The organism is Pseudomonas sp. FP453 (genome assembly GCF_030687495.1).
Classification (GTDB): domain Bacteria; phylum Pseudomonadota; class Gammaproteobacteria; order Pseudomonadales; family Pseudomonadaceae; genus Aquipseudomonas.
On the sequence record NZ_CP117435.1, the window covers coordinates 2,206,022 to 2,219,179 of the forward strand.

Annotated in this window: 10 protein-coding genes and 1 pseudogene; 3 read left to right on the forward strand and 8 right to left on the reverse strand. The window is 62.2% G+C overall.

Annotated elements, in window-relative coordinates; genetic code table 11:
* The first annotated feature begins 13 nt into the window (after positions 1-13).
* Positions 14-916, forward strand: a complete 903-nt coding sequence (locus PSH87_RS10170; protein ID WP_026136770.1) for a LysR family transcriptional regulator — start codon at positions 14-16, stop codon at positions 914-916.
* 63 nt (positions 917-979) lie between these two features.
* Here PSH87_RS10170 and PSH87_RS10175 read toward each other — a convergent pair whose 3' ends face one another.
* The gene (locus tag PSH87_RS10175) at positions 980-1,309 is read right to left on the reverse strand and encodes a hypothetical protein (protein ID WP_017736562.1); all 330 of its coding nucleotides are present in this window, start codon (positions 1,307-1,309) and stop codon (positions 980-982) included.
* 334 nt (positions 1,310-1,643) lie between these two features.
* Here PSH87_RS10175 and PSH87_RS10180 point away from each other — a divergent pair, with 334 nt between their 5' ends.
* Positions 1,644-1,856, forward strand: a complete 213-nt coding sequence (locus PSH87_RS10180) for a hypothetical protein (RefSeq protein WP_305433407.1) — start codon at positions 1,644-1,646, stop codon at positions 1,854-1,856.
* Positions 1,857-1,927: 71 nt separating this feature from the next.
* Here PSH87_RS10180 and PSH87_RS10185 read toward each other — a convergent pair whose 3' ends face one another.
* The 5 genes and pseudogenes from PSH87_RS10185 to PSH87_RS10205 form a co-directional block, all read right to left on the reverse strand.
* Positions 1,928-2,773, reverse strand: coding sequence for an NAD-dependent protein deacetylase (locus PSH87_RS10185; protein WP_305433409.1), 846 nt, complete (start codon positions 2,771-2,773; stop codon positions 1,928-1,930).
* Between the two features lie 8 nt (positions 2,774-2,781).
* Positions 2,782-3,223, reverse strand: a pseudogene (locus PSH87_RS10190) (CBS domain-containing protein).
* A 133-nt stretch (positions 3,224-3,356) separates the two neighbouring features.
* Positions 3,357-5,297: a DNA topoisomerase III gene (locus PSH87_RS10195; protein ID WP_305433410.1), complete on the reverse strand. Its 1,941-nt coding sequence runs from the start codon at positions 5,295-5,297 to the stop codon at positions 3,357-3,359.
* Between the two features lie 223 nt (positions 5,298-5,520).
* On the reverse strand, positions 5,521-7,143 hold the full coding sequence (locus PSH87_RS10200) for an MFS transporter (protein ID WP_207041916.1): 1,623 nt from the start codon (positions 7,141-7,143) through the stop codon (positions 5,521-5,523).
* A gap of 65 nt (positions 7,144-7,208) precedes the next feature.
* Entirely contained in the window at positions 7,209-8,855 is a 1,647-nt protein-coding gene (locus tag PSH87_RS10205) for a GMC family oxidoreductase (protein WP_305433412.1), read from the reverse strand.
* Positions 8,856-8,998: 143 nt separating this feature from the next.
* On the opposite strand from PSH87_RS10205, the gene PSH87_RS10210 reads away from it, so the two are divergent.
* Positions 8,999-9,892 carry a LysR family transcriptional regulator gene (locus PSH87_RS10210; RefSeq protein WP_305433413.1) on the forward strand — a complete coding sequence of 298 codons (894 nt, stop codon included), beginning with the start codon at positions 8,999-9,001 and terminating at the stop codon, positions 9,890-9,892.
* 145 nt (positions 9,893-10,037) lie between these two features.
* On the opposite strand, the gene PSH87_RS10215 is transcribed toward PSH87_RS10210, so the two are convergent.
* Both PSH87_RS10215 and PSH87_RS10220 read right to left on the reverse strand, forming a co-directional pair.
* A complete protein-coding gene (locus PSH87_RS10215; protein ID WP_305433414.1) occupies positions 10,038-11,897 on the reverse strand; it encodes a DUF3857 domain-containing transglutaminase family protein in 1,860 nt (619 codons plus the stop codon).
* A gap of 147 nt (positions 11,898-12,044) precedes the next feature.
* Positions 12,045-13,145, reverse strand: a complete 1,101-nt coding sequence (locus PSH87_RS10220) for a DNA alkylation repair protein (protein WP_305433415.1) — start codon at positions 13,143-13,145, stop codon at positions 12,045-12,047.
* Positions 13,146-13,158: the final 13 nt, after the last annotated feature.

The following is a 13,158-nucleotide window of genomic DNA, read 5'->3' on the forward strand; positions in this document are numbered from 1 at the left end:
CCGGAGCAGCCTCATGACAGTTAAACAGATGCGCGCCTTTCTCGCCGTGGCCCAGAGCCTGAGCTTTGCCGCCGCCTGTGAACGCCTGCACCTCTCCCAATCGGCCTTGAGCTTGACCATCAAGGGCCTGGAAGAAGGGCTGGGCGGGCGCCTGTTCAGTCGCAATACCCGCAACGTCGCGCTCACGCCAGAAGGGGAATCCCTGTTGCCGCTGGCGCGCCGGTTGATTGCCGATTGGGACAACGCCGAAGACGAATTGCGCCAGCGCTTCACCCTGCAGCGCGGGCGGGTGACGGTGGCGGCGATGCCTTCGTTTGCCGGCAACCTGCTGCCGCCGATCCTGAAGATATTCCGTGCGCGTTACCCTCAGGTGAATGTGACCGTGCATGACTTGATCAACGAGCAGGTGCTGGAGATGGTGCGCGACCGCCAGGTGGAGCTGGGTGTGGCGTTCGAGCCGTCAGAGGGTTCGTCACTGGCGTTTACGCCGCTGTATCTGGACCGTTTCATTGCCGTGGTGCCGGGCGATTCGCCGCTGGCGCAGTGTAGTGAGGTCGATTGGAAAACCCTGCTGGAACACCCCTTCATCACCTTGCAACGGCCTTCGACCGTGCGCGTGATGCTGGAAGAACACTTGGGGGCCTTGCAGATGAAGTTGCCGGTGGCGCTGGAAAGCCATCAACTGGCGACGGTGGGCAAGATGGTGGCGAGTGGTTTGGGGGTCAGCGCCGTGCCCGCGTTATGCGCGCGGCAGATGGAAGAGGCGGGTGCTCATTGCATTACATTGTGCGATCCGGTGATCGAGCGCCCGATAGGCGTGCTGACCAAACCGGGGCATGAACTGTCGGCGGCGGCACAAGTGCTGTTTGATATCTTTCGGGATGAGGCGGCGAAGGGGCGTTTTCCAACTTTCTGAATACACCACAAACAAGTGTGGGAGCTGGCAAGCCAGCTCCCACAGGAGTGTACAAGTTACTTTCTAGTAGTAGCGATCAATCACTTTAACTTGCGAGCTGTCCTTGACGGCTGCCCAGGCATTGTTAAGGGTGTCGAATACTTGTTCGATAAAGTTGCGATCAGCCGCAGCCTTCTTGCCGACATAACCCTGGCCCCGGCGGTACACCTTCAGGCGTGCTGCCAGTTCACGGTTATTACGGTCAAATTCGGCTTCTTGGGTATTGGGCGCCAGGCAGTCAAGTTGCACTTCGCCCGATTTGCCAATCCACAGGATATGGTCGTCGAGAGTGTCTTTCTGCGCTGCGAACATCTCAGCCAATTCGTCGATAGTTGGTTGGTTGTTCAGATTCATGTGTAAGCCCCTTGACCAGTTGGCGATCTATCAATTGATTCGTTAAAACTGCTTAGTTGTCTCCGGTTGCGAAAACCGGGCGTCAGCGACGGTCTGCCGAATACGGGCAGGGTCTTGAACCTGATGCATGTAGTCTTGCTGATGAACTGCTACGCCATGGTTTCATAACGAAGACAAGCAGCGTTTGAGCTCCTTGTACCGATCCTTGCGGGCCGGTCAGCTTCATCAATCTGCCTTGTGGGCAGTGCACATCCGGAAAAAACAGCTCGGCGGTCAGACGAGCTCTTTCAAAACGCTTGTTACCAACGCTCCCGATCCGGGAGACGTCTCGATAATGCAAGGACAAAAAGGTTACGTCAACGGTTATGTAGTGATTATTTTTGGTCACTACATAAATCGCCGTGGCGGCGGGGGGATGCGTGGAATTGTGACTTGGGCGTCATTTTTTGGCGTGGCGGGTCGGGGTTCGCAGCTCAATGATTCACTGCAAAACCCTGTGGGAGCGGGCTTGCCCGCGATAGCGGTCAGCCAGTTGATACATCTGTAACTGAAACACCGCTATCGCAGGCAAGCCAGCTCCCACACAAGCCTTGCTCATATTTTAGAGGGGAGGTGTTGCTAGCTCAGTCGCTCAACCAGCAACGGCAACAGCCGTTCGCACGAAGCTTCGATCTTTACCTGCAACAGTTCATCCCCGCGTGTCTTGCCCAGATTGATGGCAATCACCGGCTTGCCTTGTTCAACCATCGCCTTGCACAGGCGAAACGCCGAATAAGCCATCAGCGATGAACCGACCACCAGCAACCCCTCGGCCTGCGCCACCGCCGCCATGGCCTTGGCGGCCGTCGCCTGGGCGACGTTCTCGCCGAAGAACACCACATCCGGTTTCAAGCGTTGACCGTTGCAATGGGGGCAGTGGGGGACCTGGAAGCGTTCTTCAAAGGCCGGATCCAGCAACGTATCGCCATCGGGCGCTTGCACGGCATCGACGCCGGCCAGGTAGGGGTTCTCGTGTTCCATCCGTTGTTGGATCACATCGCGCGGGCTGCGCTGCTGGCAGTCCAGGCACAGCACGCGGTGCAGGCTGCCGTGCAGCTCGATCACGTCATGGCTGCCGGCCTGGTCATGCAGGGTGTCGACGTTTTGAGTGATCAACCCGCTGATGCGCTGGCGTTGTTGCAGGGTCGCCAGGGCCCGATGGGCGGGGTTCGGCTGGGCGATGCGCACCCTCGGCCAACCCAGCATCGCCCGCGCCCAATAACGGCGGCGGGCTTGGGCGGTAGCGAGGAATTCCTGGTACATCATCGGCGCCTTGCCCCGGCGTACACCTTCGCTGTTGCGATAATCGGGAATGCCCGAAGGCGTGCTGATGCCCGCACCGGTCAGCACCAGAAAGCGCCGTTCGGCCATGGCCCGGTGCAGGGTGTCGAGGTGGTCGTCCTGATGTTCCAGGCTGTCGAGCATGGGTTCCCCTATTCGCCGCGGATGTATTGCTCCAGTTGCTTGATCAGGTCTGCCTGGTCGGCAATGGCTTCTTTCACCAGGTCGCCAATGGACAGCAGGCCCAGCAGTTTTCCATCTTCGACGACAGGCAGGTGGCGCAGGTGGCTGTCGGTCATGATGTTCATGCACTCATCGACTTTCTTGTGGGTGTCGACGGTGATCACCGGTGAGCTCATCACCTCGTGGACCTTCGTGGTGACCGACGACAACCCCTTGAGCATGATCTTACGTGCATAGTCACGTTCGCTGATGATGCCCACCACGACGCCATCCCTGACGACCGGCAAGGCCCCCGACGTTTTTCTCCGACATGCGGACCAGCGCTTCAAACACGGTGTGGTCGTGTTTGATGACATGGACTTCCTGATTCTTCTGGTCCTTGGCTTTGAGCACTTGTGCAACGGTTTTCATGGCGGCCACTCCGGTGTTGTGGTTAGGAAGTCAGCGGGTCCCCTACAGAATCCTAGACGGCCCACGGGAGGGCAAGGTCCAAAGCGGCGTCAAACCCGTCGAAAAACGTCATTCGCCGGACTTTTTTCCGCTTTTACCCGGCATTTGCCGGTTTTTTGCCGCGCCGGGGGCTGGCGGCCGTCTTGCGTGGGGCGCTCTTGCGCTTCTTTTTCCACGGCGCAGCGCCTTGGCCTGGCGGGCCGGTGATGGTCATGCGCAGGCCATTGCAGCGCGCCACCTGCTTGCTCATCCAGGCCGCCTGCTTGGCGACGAACTCTTCCAGGCTCATCTCACCGCTTTGCACCATGTCCAGGGCTTGCTCCCAGATCGCGGTGGTGCCTGGGTCGGCAATGGCGCGGGGCACAGCGTCGATCAGGCTGAATGCCGCAGGCGTCGCCGACAGGGCCTTGCCGTTTTTCACCAGGTAACCACGGTCCAGCAGGCCCTGGATAATCCCGGCGCGGGTGGCTTCGGTGCCAATGCCCGTGGTGTCCTTGAGCTTTTGCTTGAGCAGTGGGTCTTCCACCAGTTTGGCGACGTTCTTCATCGCCTTGATCAGGTCGCCCTCGGTAAAGGGCTTGGGCGGTTGGGTCCACAGGTCCTTGAGGTTGACCTTGGCCACCGCATACTCCTGGCCTTGCACCAGCGTGGGCAACGCTTGCGGTGCAGGGGCTTCGCGGCCCTTGGCCGGCGCCAGGGCTTCGGGCAGGGCGCGTTTCCAGCCGGGTTCGATCACCACCTTGCCCACCGCGCGCAACGCGTGCCCGGCGCAGTCGAAATCCGCCTGGGTGCGGTCGTATTCATGGTTGGGCAGGAACTGCGCCAGGTAACGCGCGCGAATCAACGTGTACACCGCGCGGTGCTTGCCGGTGAGTTGACCCGCGTCCTTGCCGGCGCCGGTGGGGATGATGCCGTGGTGGGCGCTGACCTTGGCGTCGCTCCACGCCCGCGAACGGCGTTGCGGGTCGAGATGGGGCATCAGCTCGTTCACGGCAGCATCGGCTCGGCCCAGCGCGGCGAGAATCTTCGGCGCGTCGCTGTGCTGGCTGACCGGCAGGTAGCCGCAGTCGCTGCGTGGGTAGGTGATGGCCTTGTGGGTTTCGTACAACGACTGGGCGATGTCGAGGGTTTCCTGGGCGCCAAGGCCGAGCTTCTTGGAGCAGATTTCCTGCAGGGTGCCCAGGTCGAAGGGCAGGGGCGCCACCTCGCGCATGCGTTCGGTACGCAGCTTGACCAGGCGCGCGCTGGCCGCGTTGCGCATCGCATCGGCCGCGTCCCGCGCCAGTTGCGGGTTGAGGCAACGGCCCTGGTCATCGCAGCCATCCTCGGCCGCGCGCCATTGGGCGGTGAAGGTCATGTGCTGGTGCTGCAAGTCGACGTCGATGGCCCAATACGCCACCGGGACGAAATCGGCGATGCTGCGGTCGCGGTCCACCACCAGGCGCAGGGTCGGGGTTTGCACGCGGCCCACGGGCAGCACGCCTTGATACCCGGACTGGCGTCCGAGCAGGGTGAACAAGCGGCTCATGTTCATGCCGATCAGCCAGTCGGCGCGGGAACGGCCAAGGGCCGAGTGGTACAGGCTGAAGGTTTCGGCGCCGGGCTTGAGTGCGGCCAGGGCCTTGCGAATGGACGCATCGTCCAGCGCCGACAGCCACAAGCGCTGGATCGGCCCACGATAACGGCAGTGTTCCACCAGTTCGCGGGCAATCATCTCGCCTTCGCGGTCGGCGTCGGTGGCGATCACCAGTTCCTGGGCTTCCCCCAGCAGGCGCTTGACCGCCTTATATTGGCTGGCGGTCTTGGGCTTGACCCGCATCTTCCATTTTTCCGGGACGATCGGCAGGTCGGCCAGCACCCAGCGCTTGTACTTGGCGTCGTAGGCGTCGGGCGGGGCGGTTTCCAGCAGGTGGCCGATGCACCAGGTGACTGTGACCCCATTGCCCAGCCAGCAGCCGTCGCCCCGGCGACTGGCACCGAGCACGGCCGCGATGTCCTTGGCCTGGGAGGGTTTTTCACAGAGGTACAGCCGCATGGTCATCACATCAGATCGGGTTGATGCTGTGCAGGATGCTCAGTCAGCGAGCATTGATCAACCATTATCTGTATGGATGTACAGCAATTTGTGTGAGCGGCGCAAAACAAAATGTGGGAGCGGGCTTGCCCGCGATGGCGTCCTGTCTGTGCCGAATCTATCGACTGACACACCGCAATCGCGGGCAAGCCCGCTCCCACAAGGGATCTTCAGGGGTGGAAGATCAGTTGTTATCGATATCCACGTGCCGGGTTTCCTTCAGGCAGATCATCCCCACCACCAGGCTCACCCCCGTCACCACCACCGGGTACCACAGGCCGTAGAAAATATCCCCGGTGTACACCACCAACGCAAACGACACCGTCGGCAGGAACCCGCCAAACCAGCCGTTGCCGATGTGATACGGCAGGGACATCGAGGTGTAGCGGATACGCGTCGGGAACAGTTCCACCATCAGCGCCGCCAGCGGGCCGTAGCACATGGCCGCGATCAGGATCAGCGCGACGATCAGCACCACCACCATGGTTTTGTTGACCTGGGCCACGTCCGCCGAACTCGGGTAGCCGGCCAGGGTCACGGCGCCGCGCAGGGCCGCTTCGTCAAAACCGTCGATACGCACTTCGCCCACGCTCACCTGCACCGGGCTGCCGGCCGGGGCGGCGGCGCTGCTGTAGGGCAGGCCCTGCTTGACCAGGAAGGTCTTGACCTTGTCGCATGGGCTGTCAAATTTCGCCTTGCCCACCGGGTCGAACTGGAAGGTGCAGGTGGCCGGGTCGGCCAGCACGGTGATCGGCGCCTGTTGGCTGGCCTGGTCCATCGCCGGGTTGGTGTAGTGCGCCAGGCTCTTGAAGATCGGGAAGTACAGCACGGTGGCCAGCAGCAGGCCGAGCATCAGCACCGGCTTGCGCCCGACCTTGTCCGACAGCCAGCCAAAGAAGATAAAGAACGGCGCGCCAATCACCACGCTGATAATCAGCAACATGTTGGCCAGGGCCGGGTCCATCTTGAGGAACTGGGTGAGGAAGAACAGCACATAGAACTGCGCCGCGTAAAAGGTCACCGCTTGCCCGCCGTTGATGCTGAACAGCGCGATCAGCACCACCTTGAGGTTGTCCCAGTTGCCGAACGACTCACTGATCGGCGCCTTGCTCGCCTTGCCTTCCTCTTTCATTTTCAGGAAGGCCGGCGACTCGTGCAGGCTCATGCGGATCCAGGTGGAAATGCCCAGCAGCACGATGGAGAACAGGAACGGAATACGCCAGCCCCATACTTCGAACTGGTCGCCAGTGAAGTAACGGCACGCCAGCACCACCAACAGCGACAGCAGCAGGCCGATGGTCGCGGTGGATTGAATCCAGCTGGTATGAAAACCACGCTTGCCCGCCGGTGCATGCTCGGCCACATAGGTCGCCGCGCCGCCGTATTCGCCGCCCAGCGCCAGGCCCTGGAGCATGCGCAGCACGATGAGGATGATCGGTGCCGCGATGCCGATGCTGGCGTAGGTCGGCAACAGCCCCACGCAAAACGTCGCCACGCCCATGAGGATGATGGTCACCAGGAAGGTGTACTTGCGCCCGATCATGTCGCCCAGGCGGCCGAACACCAGCGCACCGAAGGGCCGCACCACAAAGCCGGCCGCAAAGGCCATCAAGGCAAAGATAAACGCCGTGGTGTCGTTGACCCCGGCAAAGAACTGCTTGCTGATAACCGCCGCCAGCGCGCCGTAGAGGAAAAAGTCATACCACTCGAACACCGTCCCCAGGGACGAGGCGAAGATGACTTTCTTTGAGTCGTTGTTGGTGCTCGCGTCTATGACCGAGCCCAGGGGTTGAGCATGTTCTGACATCGGGTAGCCCTCACAGTGATTATTTATTGTTGTTCCACTGTCGGCGCCAGGTGTGGCGCCGCTATTCAGATTGCATGAACCGTTTCTCTCTGCGGGGTGAGGCTCCTTGTGTTCGGCGAAAGAATAAGCTGCGCGGCTTTTTCCGCGATCATCAGCGTGGGCGAGCAGGTGTTACCGGAGGTGATGCGCGGCATGATCGAGGCATCGGCGATGCGCAGGCCGGGCACGCCGTGCACACGCAGTTGGGCGTCGACCACCGCATCGGCATCGCTGCCCATGCGGCAGGTGCCCACCGGATGGAAGATGGTCGTGCCGATGCGCGCCGCGGCTTCGTGCAGTTCATCTTCGCTTTGCAGCGAATCGCCGGGCAGGTACTCCACCGGCTTGAATGCGCGCAGGGCGGGTGCGGCAACGATGCGGCGCGTCAGGCGGATGGCATCGGCGGCCACGCGCAGGTCTTCTGGATGGCTGAGGTAATTGGGCCGGATCAGTGGCGCATCCGCCGGGTTGGCCGAGCGGATATCCACGCGGCCACGGCTTTGCGGGCGCAGGTCGCAGACCGACGCGGTAAATGCCGGGAACGCGTGCAGCGGCTCGCCAAAGCGCTCCAGGGACAGCGGCTGCACATGGTATTCGAGGTTGGCCGAGGTCTGTTCCGGGCCCGAACGGGCAAACGCGCCGAGCTGGCTGGGGGCCATCGACAGCGGGCCGCTGCGGTCGTACAGGTATTGCAGGCCCATGCCCAGCTTGCCCCACACGGAACCGGCGATCTGGTTGAGGGTGCGGGCGTTTTCCAGTTTGTAGATCAGGCGCAATTGCAGGTGGTCCTGCAGGTTGCCGCCGACGCCGGGCAGCTCACGCACGACTTCGATGCCCAACGGTTTGAGCACGCCGGAGGGGCCAATCCCCGAGCGTTGCAAAATACCTGGCGAGCCGACTGAACCGGCGCACAACACGATTTCCTTGCGCGCCTTCCAGCTTAGCGACTGGCCCAACTGGCGGCCGACGACTTGCGTGGCGCGGCCGTTTTCCAGGAGCACGCGGTCCACGTCCACTTCGGTCAGCACCGTGAGGTTGGGCCGCTGGCGGATCGGCTTGAGAAACGCCTTGGCCGCGTTCCAGCGCACGCCGGCCTTCTGGTTGACCTGGAAGTAGCCGCAGCCTTCGTTATCACCGGTGTTGAAATCGTTGATGTTGGCGATACCGCTTTGCGCGGCGGCATCGCGGAACGCGTCGAGGATCGGCCAGTGCAGGCGCTGTTGCTCGACCCGCCACTCGCCGCCGTCGCTGTGGAATTGCGAGCCACCGGCAAAATGGTTTTCGCTCTTTTTGAACACTGGCAGCACATCGTCCCACGCCCAGCCCGGATTGCCGGCCGCCGCCCAGCCGTCGTAGTCCTGAGCCTGGCCGCGCATGTAGATCATGCCGTTGATGGACGAGCAGCCACCCAGCACCTTGCCCCGTGGATAGCTCAGCGCACGGCCTTGCAGGCCTTCCTGCGCTTCGGTCTTGAAGCACCAGTCGGTGCGCGGGTTGCCGATGCAGTACAGGTAGCCGACGGGGATGTGGATCCAGGGGTAGTTATCGCGGCCACCGGCTTCGAGCAGCAGCACGCGGTGGGCGGGGTTGGCGGACAGTCGATTGGCCAGCAGGCAGCCTGCGGGGCCGGCGCCTACGACGATGTAATCGTATTCAGCAGTTGCAGTGGGCATCTGGGGTCTCGCTTGTTTTTCTTATTGCCTCCATCCTAGTTGTTAGTTTTCGTCTTAAAAATGTTAGTTTTTACCCAGCTGCTGTGCGTTTTTAAACAGCGCGTTGAAATAACGCGACCCGGGACCATGGAGAGGGAGGCGATATGTTCGACTGGAATGACCTGCGCTACTTTCTCGAGTTACAGCGCAGCGGCCGCCTGCTCACCGCCGCGCAACGCCTGAAAACCACCCACGCCACCGTCGCCCGGCATATCGAGGCCATCGAGAAAAGCCTCGGCACCGCGCTGTTCGTGCAGCACGCCCAGGGCTACGAGCTGACGCCCGCCGGCGAAGCCCTGCTCAAGCACGCCGAAGCCATGGAAAACGTCGCGCTGCTGGCCGAAGACGAACTCACCCATAGCGCCGCGCCGTTGGGCAAGATCCGCCTGGGCGTTGCCGAAGGGCTGGGGGTGATGTTCCTCGCCAGCCGCATGGGTGGTTTGTTTGAGCGCTACCCGGGCCTGGAAGTGGAACTGGTGGCGGTGCCGCGCTTCGTCAGCATCCTCAACCGCGAAGCCGAGATCAGCATCCACCTGGAGCGCCCCAGCGTCGATCAACTGGTCACGCGCAAACTCACCGACTATCGCCTGGCGCTGTACGCCAGCCGCGCCTACCTGGACCGCCACCCGCCGATTGAAAAGCGCGAGGATCTGGCGGCGCACGCGTGGATCGATTATGTCGACGACCTGCTGTTCAGCCAGGAACTGAAATTCCTCAGCAGCTTCTGCCGCAACCCCAAGGTGGTGTTCCACAGCACCAGCGTGATCGCCCAGCACCAGGCGGCGCGTTCGGGCTTGGGGATTGCCGTGTTGCCGTGTTTCATGGCCTCGGCAGACCCGGAGTTGGTGGCGTTGCTGCCGGGGGAGGGGATCATGCGCAGCTACTGGATCAGCTCGCGGCGGGAGTTGCACAAATCGGTGCGGTTGCGGGTGTTGTGGGATTACGTGGTGGAGTTGTGTGCACGGGAGCAAGGCTTGCTGCTCGGCGAGTCCAACTGACTGAAACCGGATTAAACCTGTGGGAGCAGTTTTTGTGGGAGCTGGCTTGCCTGCGATGCAGGCACCTCGGTGTATCAGGCAAACCGAGGTGATGCCATCGCAGGCAAGCCAGCTCCCACAGGAATAGGGTTGTGTCAGGTGGGTATTAGAGCTTCACCACCTGATGCACCTGCTCCGCACACGCCCGTGCCTCGTCGACCATCTTCCCAAACGCCGCGCTGACCATTTCATCATGGGTCAGCCAGCGCATCTTCTGGGTCAGGCGATAGTGATAGCGCAGCGCGCCGTCTTCACGCTGGCCTTCCAGGTCCAGGTCGTACCACGGCGAGCGCACCTGGCAGCCGGGAATGGCTTTATCCATCTGCCCACCGCTCAGGGTGATGGTGTAGTCATTGGTTTCCGGGTTGCCCTGGTCCAGGTCGGCCTGCTGCCCTTGGCGGCGGTAGTAGACGAAGGCATCCCAGCGGCCTTTGAGCGACTCATCGGTGTAGACGTAGCCATCCGCCAGTTTCTCCAGCGCGCGCTGGTCGTTCATGGTTGCGTTGACGCGATACCCGTCGTGAACGACAAAACCGCTGGCCGCGCGGCTGACGTGGCAGTCGCTGATTTCATGGCCGAAGTTGGCGCAGATGTTCTGGTCGGTGGCGGTGCTGCCTTGCTGGCGGTCGGCGACGCTCAGTTGCATCAGCGGCAGGCGGCTGAAGGTGAGGGTGGCCTGGATCGCGGCGTTGCCTTGCTGGTCGTAGTGCACCTGCTTGTCCAGGCGCAGGCTGGTTTCGGGGCGTTCCAGCGGGATATGTTCTGTGCGCACCTGACCCTGGGCGTCGTTGACCAGCACCCAGCGGTCCTGGATATCGGGCATGGTCTGGCCCGGGGCAAAGACCGGGTTGGTCGGGTCCAGCCACCAGACCTGGCCGTCCACTTCGGCGCGCACGATGGCGTGGTTGGGCGCGTTGGTGCCGGGGATCAACAGCGACTCCACCACATCGCCACGGCTGACCCAGGCGGTTTCGGCGGGGATGCCGCTGGCCTTGAGCATGGCGGTCAGCAGGATCGCCAGATCCTTGCAGTCGCCATACCCATGCTGCTCGATTTCCGCCAGGTTGAACGGTACATAGCCGCGCTCGGTGGCACGCCAATCGCCGAGATAACGGTAGTGATCGTTGAGGTGTTGCATCAGCGCCCCGACCCGTTCGGCGGGCGCCAAGTCGCGCGCGGCGGCGACGGCGGCCGCACTGTGTGGCGGCAGGCGGGCACCGAGGATCTGGTTGTAGCGCTGGGCGAAATCACCGAAGTACGCCTGTTGCTCCATGGCACTGCCCACTTCGATACGCGGGATGCGCAGTAGCGCGGCGTTGGATGATTCGTTTATGTAATTGAGAAAGGTCGGGGCTTTTTGCACCACGTCCAGGGTCTTGCCGTTGGCCGATGGCGTCACCTTGAAGCCATCGAACAGCTCGCTGCGCCACTGGATCGGCCGCTCGGCGGTAAACCGCGCCTTGAAGCGGTCGCGACGGGCCGCGCTGGGGCCGAACTTGAGGGCGTAGTGAAACTGCGTCATCAGCGGCTTGGCGGGGCGGTGCTCGCGCACGGTGTAGCGGATCTGCGTGCCGACGCGCAGGTTGGGAAAGGCCAGGGACGTCTGCTTGTCGCGGCTGAAACCCTGGTCCGGGTTGGGCGCGGTGCGCGTGTCGATCTGCGTGGCCGCCAGCGCAACCGGCTTGGCGCCGGGCTGGGTGGATTGCGCAGCGATCACTTCAAAGGTGTCGCCTTCGGCGTAGTCGAAGTCGATGCGCGAGAGCATCTCACGGCCGTTGGGCTTGAGGATGGTGTAGTGGTAGGTGGTGGTGCAGTCAGTGCTGGCATCACGGTTGAAGTGGCAATGCAGCTCGGTGTCGCTGGCCAGCGGGGCTTCGGCCAAGGGTTGCAGCGCGGCGAAAACGGAGGGAGCTGCGAGCCCCAGACTGATGGCAAGCAAGGGACGGTAAAACGCAAAACGGTACATGGGCGCCTCGGGTGACACATTGAAACAGCTACCTGGCAGGTAGCGAGAAGGCGCCGGATGATAATGGATCGCAACGGAGAAGGCGAGGATTGTTCGACAATTTATATGGCTGAAAGGCCCGAGATAGAGCCTTTTGTTTGATTTATGTCAGGGTTTTAGCAGTTCGAACTCGGCGCTGGCGAGCTTCTCGCCATTGACCAGCACGTGCACGGCATGTTTGCCGGGATAGTGCTTGCGAGTCGTCAGTTCACGGATATGTTGCTCGCGCCGAATGCTCTGCTGTTCACCCGCGCCCAGGGTAAACGCCTTGAGCTTGAACACTTTTTTCGCACTGTGCCCGGCGCTTTTTATGTAGTCGATGGCGTAGTCCACCACCAGTTTCTGCGCGGTGTCGGCGGTGGATTCCAGGTTGAACGACAAGCTGATCCGCTCTCCCAGGTTGATCACCGCGGGTGTCACGCTCAACTGATGAATCTTCACCTCGGCCTTGGCCCCTGCACCCATGATCGTCAGCGCGCGGGTGTTGCCTTGCTTGATCAGGCTGCGCAGGGCGTGGCGGGCGATCCAGGCGGTGTGGGGGTTGTCCAGTGACCAGCCTTCGATCAGCGTGAGGACCCAGTCCGGGTGGTCCTTGGTGATGTCGTTGAGGTGGTTGGCCACCGACTTGCGCACGTACAGGCTGGGGTCGGCCTTGAGGTTGTCGAGGATCGATGCGCACAGCTGGGGATTGGCTTGCACCTCGGCCAGGCGAAAGGACCACGGCAGGCGCGGTCGCGAGCCTTCGCTGGCGAGGCGGCGCACATGGTCGTTGGCGTCCAGCGACCAGGTTTGCATCACCGCCAGGGTGCGCGGCAAGTCGCGCAGCAGGAAGGGGCGGATAGCGAATTCGGCGGAACCGAAGGTGGTGAAATATTTGAGCGCGGCCATGGAGCGTTCGACGTCATCCAGCCCGTAGCTCGCCACGTAGTGCGGCAGGAACAGGCTGACAAAGCTGCTGTTCAGGCGCGGTGCCAGGGCGTAAAGCAGTTCCAGGGTTTGCGGGTAGTCGAGGGGGATCACCGCGTGCAGGCTCTCGCTGACCCGCGCCATGCGCTGCAGCACCGACAACTCGGCCAGCCCGGCCTTGGCGTGCTTGAGAAAGCCCTTGGCATCGAACGCCGGGTACACCGCGCTCATCTCATTGGCGATGTGTTGCAGGCGTTCGACGTTGAAGATTTCTTTCAGGGCCGGGGCGCTTTGGTCGGTCATCGGTGATTCCATG

Coding starts and splice junctions, on each gene's coding strand:
- PSH87_RS10170 (WP_026136770.1), top strand. CDS start 14: ATGACAGTTAAACAGATGCGCGCCTTTCTCGCCGTGGCCCAGAGCCTG.
- PSH87_RS10175 (WP_017736562.1), bottom strand. CDS start 1,309: ATGAATCTGAACAACCAACCAACTATCGACGAATTGGCTGAGATGTTC.
- PSH87_RS10180 (WP_305433407.1), top strand. CDS start 1,644: ATGCAAGGACAAAAAGGTTACGTCAACGGTTATGTAGTGATTATTTTT.
- PSH87_RS10185 (WP_305433409.1), bottom strand. CDS start 2,773: ATGCTCGACAGCCTGGAACATCAGGACGACCACCTCGACACCCTGCAC.
- PSH87_RS10195 (WP_305433410.1), bottom strand. CDS start 5,297: ATGCGGCTGTACCTCTGTGAAAAACCCTCCCAGGCCAAGGACATCGCG.
- PSH87_RS10200 (WP_207041916.1), bottom strand. CDS start 7,143: ATGTCAGAACATGCTCAACCCCTGGGCTCGGTCATAGACGCGAGCACC.
- PSH87_RS10205 (WP_305433412.1), bottom strand. CDS start 8,855: ATGCCCACTGCAACTGCTGAATACGATTACATCGTCGTAGGCGCCGGC.
- PSH87_RS10210 (WP_305433413.1), top strand. CDS start 8,999: ATGTTCGACTGGAATGACCTGCGCTACTTTCTCGAGTTACAGCGCAGC.
- PSH87_RS10215 (WP_305433414.1), bottom strand. CDS start 11,897: ATGTACCGTTTTGCGTTTTACCGTCCCTTGCTTGCCATCAGTCTGGGG.
- PSH87_RS10220 (WP_305433415.1), bottom strand. CDS start 13,145: ATGACCGACCAAAGCGCCCCGGCCCTGAAAGAAATCTTCAACGTCGAA.